Genomic DNA, 1,167 nt, shown 5'->3' on the forward strand with positions numbered 1-1,167 from the left:
TGCACACGCGGGCACGGAGTCGGCGTCAACCGAAAACACAATGTCGTCCGCCGTGCCGCGGTGAACGGTGGACGTTACACCAACCAACCATCGCCTACGTCCCCCGCATAATTGAGCCTACATGAACCCCTATGAGGCACCATCTGAGACCGAATCTGCGCCGGTCACAAAACTGGAAGGCACCGGCAAAGCGGGGGGCGTCGGCGAAACGATATTCATGATCGGGTTCGTTTGCCTGTTCATCATCGCTATCTCTGGGCTGACTTGGATCTTGGCTCCAACCGCATGACATAGGTATGCCGTGGCCAAGCAAAGCGACTCATTTCGTTTTCGCACCGGCAGCGGATTATCATCCCATCTCACTACCTGCGAATCTGATCGGCGTACCAGATTTTCTGTCCCAAAAAGTTCGGACGTTCAATACAATCCGGTGTAACCATGAAATGCACGGGAGGACGGGAGTCTAGGTTTTCCGTGTGCTTGCAAGTCTTTTGCCCGTCCCCCGTGATTTCTACCGTTCGTCGGACTGAGACAATCACTTGCGAGACTGGCTGATTCGTTACATCGAACATGCATTCGCTGGTGTCACGCTGGGTGATGGCACAACGCTGTATGAGGCAGCGTTCCAAGCTGACTACGGCTTCGACCAACGCGAACTTGCACTATCCGAAAACGCGGAAAGAATCGATTGGCGACGGATTCCGTTTGACGATCTATACTCTCGGAACGACGCCATATTCTTCATGAATTCATGCGGCAAGAGATTTTACTCCCCCGCGATCATGCGCGCGGTACTGACCGAAGGGATGCGTGATGGCTTGATGTACGATGCGTTCATCTTCGACTTGGCTGGCTTCGTTCACGCAAAGAAACCTGAAGACATTCCGTTCACGACGCTATACAATACAAAACAACGTGCTGCGTTCGTTCGTTTCTGCAAATTCGCCGCGTTCAACGCCCCTCGGGAGTTCGGACACGACGACCCGCTGAAGATCCTCGACCGTATTCGGAAGCTCGAACCCGCACCAAAAAGCCGACGAACCAGGCGATGAACCGAAGTCGCGGAGTCGTCGTTTTTGGCGATGGAAAATCAACTCCCGCGACTCGGTTATCGCGGCCGTTCTGTGCATGAGGCGTAGATGCAAGCATTAATCCGTCAATGGTTGG

Annotated in this window: 1 protein-coding gene; it reads left to right on the forward strand. The window is 53.9% G+C overall.

Annotation, left to right across the window (positions count from 1 at the left end):
* Positions 1-539 precede the first annotated feature (539 nt).
* Positions 540-1,052: a DUF6714 family protein gene (locus tag H1B37_RS32900; protein ID WP_168564970.1), complete on the forward strand. Its 513-nt coding sequence runs from the start codon at positions 540-542 to the stop codon at positions 1,050-1,052.
* Positions 1,053-1,167 lie beyond the last annotated feature (115 nt).

The organism is Stieleria mannarensis, assembly GCF_014154935.1.
In the GTDB taxonomy this organism is placed as follows: Bacteria; Planctomycetota; Planctomycetia; order Pirellulales; family Pirellulaceae; genus Stieleria; species Stieleria mannarensis.